The 2,850-nt window shown below is 69.9% G+C and carries 1 protein-coding gene; it reads left to right on the forward strand.

The window, feature by feature from the left end; all coding sequences use genetic code 11:
- Positions 1 to 60: 60 nt before the first annotated feature.
- Positions 61 to 2,802, forward strand: a complete 2,742-nt coding sequence (gene aceE / locus ACIP98_RS42145; protein ID WP_319662597.1) for a pyruvate dehydrogenase (acetyl-transferring), homodimeric type — start codon at positions 61 to 63, stop codon at positions 2,800 to 2,802.
- The last annotated feature ends 48 nt before the right edge of the window (positions 2,803 to 2,850 follow it).

Consider the following 2,850-nt stretch of genomic DNA (forward strand, 5'->3'; position numbering starts at 1 on the left):
GCGGTACACGATGGAGGCGGCTTGACCCCGTAGAGCAATGCCTAGAAGCGAAGGATTAGCGTGGCTTCCGGATCAGATCGCAACCCGATCATCATTGGCGGCCTTCCCAGCCAGGTCCCGGATTTCGATCCCGAGGAGACGGCGGAATGGCTCGACTCGCTTGACGCCGCTATCGACGAGCGCGGACGCGAGCGCGCCCGCTACCTGATGCTCCGCTTGATCGAGCGAGCCCGCGAGCGGCGCGTGGCCGTGCCCGAGATGCGCAGCACGGACTACGTCAACACCATCGCGACCAAGGACGAACCGTTCTTCCCCGGCAACGAGGAGATCGAGCGGCGCATCCTGAACGCGACCCGCTGGAACGCGGCGGTCATGGTGTCCCGCGCGCAGCGGCCCGGCATCGGCGTCGGTGGCCACATCGCCACCTTCGCTTCCTCGGCCTCCCTCTACGACGTGGGCTTCAACCACTTCTTCCGGGGCAAGGACGACGGCAAGGGCGGGGACCAGATCTTCTTCCAGGGACACGCCTCTCCGGGTGTCTACGCGCGCGCGTTCCTGCTGGACCGGCTCTCCGGAACCCAGCTCGACGCGTTCCGCCAGGAGAAGTCCAAGGCCCCTTACGGCCTGTCCAGCTACCCGCACCCGCGGCTCATGCCGGACTTCTGGGAGTTCCCGACCGTGTCCATGGGCCTCGGCCCGCTGGGCGCGATCTACCAGGCCCGGATGAACCGCTACATGCAGGCGCGCGGCATCGCCGACACCGAGCAGTCGCACGTGTGGGCCTTCCTCGGCGACGGCGAGATGGACGAGCCGGAGTCGCTCGGCCAGCTGTCCCTGGCCGCCCGCGAGGGCCTGGACAACCTGACCTTCGTCGTCAACTGCAACCTGCAGCGGCTCGACGGCCCGGTGCGCGGCAACGGCAAGATCATCCAGGAGCTGGAGTCGCAGTTCCGCGGCGCCGGCTGGAACGTCATCAAGCTGATCTGGGACCGCACCTGGGACCCGCTGCTCGCCCAGGACCGCGACGGCGTGCTGGTGAACAAGCTCAACACCACGCCCGACGGCCAGTTCCAGACGTACGCCACCGAGACCGGCGCGTACATCCGCGAGCACTTCTTCGGCGACGACCAGCGGCTGCGCGCGATGGTCGAGGGCCTGTCCGACGACCAGGTGCTGCACCTGGGCCGCGGCGGCCACGACCACCGCAAGATCTACGCGGCGTACAAGGCGGCCCGCGAGCACAAGGGCCAGCCGACCGTGATCCTGGCCCAGACCGTCAAGGGCTGGACCCTCGGCCCGAACTTCGAGGGCCGCAACGCGACCCACCAGATGAAGAAGCTGACGGTCGACGACCTCAAGCGCTTCCGTGACCGGCTGCACCTGCCGATCTCCGACAAGGAGCTGGAGTCCGGCGCCCCGCCGTACTACCACCCGGGCCGGGACTCGGAGGAGATCCAGTACATGCACGACCGCCGCAAGGGCCTGGGCGGTTACGTCCCGACCCGCGTCGTGCGTGCCAAGCCCCTGGCGCTGCCGGACGACAAGGCGTACGCGGCGACCCGCAAGGGCTCCGGCCAGCAGACGATCGCCACCACCATGGCGTTCGTCCGGCTGCTGAAGGACCTCATGCGGGACAAGGAGATCGGCAAGCGCTTCGTGCCGATCGCCCCCGACGAGTACCGCACCTTCGGCATGGACTCGCTCTTCCCGTCGGCCAAGATCTACAACCCGCTGGGCCAGACGTACGAGTCGGTCGACCGCGAGCTGCTGCTGGCGTACAAGGAGTCCCCGACCGGCCAGATGCTGCACGACGGCATCTCCGAGGCGGGCTGCACCGCCTCGCTGATCGCCGCGGGCTCGGCCTACGCCACGCACGGCGAGCCGCTGATCCCGGTCTACGTCTTCTACTCGATGTTCGGCTTCCAGCGCACGGGCGACCAGTTCTGGCAGATGGCCGACCAGCTGGCGCGCGGCTTCGTGCTGGGCGCCACCGCCGGCCGCACCACGCTGACCGGTGAGGGCCTGCAGCACGCCGACGGCCACTCGCACCTGCTCGCCTCCACGAACCCGGCCGTGGTCGCCTACGACCCGGCGTACGGCTTCGAGATGGCGCACATCGTGCGGGACGGCCTGCGCCGCATGTACGGCGGGACGCCCGAGGCGAACGAGGACGTCTTCTACTACCTCACCGTCTACAACGAGCCGATCGTCCAGCCGGCCGAGCCGGCGAACGTGGACGTGGACGGCATCCTCAAGGGCCTGTACAAGTACAAGGCCGGCGAGGCGGGCGTGGTCCCGGCGCAGATCCTGGCGTCCGGTGTCGCGGTGCCGTGGGCCGTCGAGGCGCAGCGCATCCTCGCCGAGGAGTGGAACGTGCGGGCCGACGTCTGGTCCGCGACCTCCTGGAACGAGCTGCGGCGCGACGCGGTCGCGGCCGAGGAGCACAACCTGCTGCACCCGGAGGAGGAGCAGCGCGTCCCGTACGTGACGCGCAAGCTCTCCGGCTCCGAGGGCCCGTTCGTGGCCGTCTCCGACTGGATGCGGGCCGTCCCGGACCAGATCGCCCGCTGGGTGCCCGGTGTCTGGCAGTCGCTGGGCGCGGACGGCTTCGGCTTCGCGGACACCCGCGGCGCGGCGCGGCGCTTCTTCCACATCGACGCGGAGTCGGTGGTCCTCGGCGTGCTCACCGAGCTCGCCAAGGCGGGGAAGATCGACCGCTCGGTGCTGAAGCAGGCCATCGACCGCTACCAGCTGCTCGACGTGGCCGCCGCCGACCCCGGCGCGGCCGGCGGCGACGCCTGACGGTCCCCGCTTCGCACGGGCCCCCACCGCGGTCGCGGTGGGGGCCCT

Origin of the sequence: Streptomyces sp. NPDC088354 (assembly GCF_044753585.1) — a bacterium.
Lineage (GTDB): Bacteria > Actinomycetota > Actinomycetes > Streptomycetales > Streptomycetaceae > Actinacidiphila.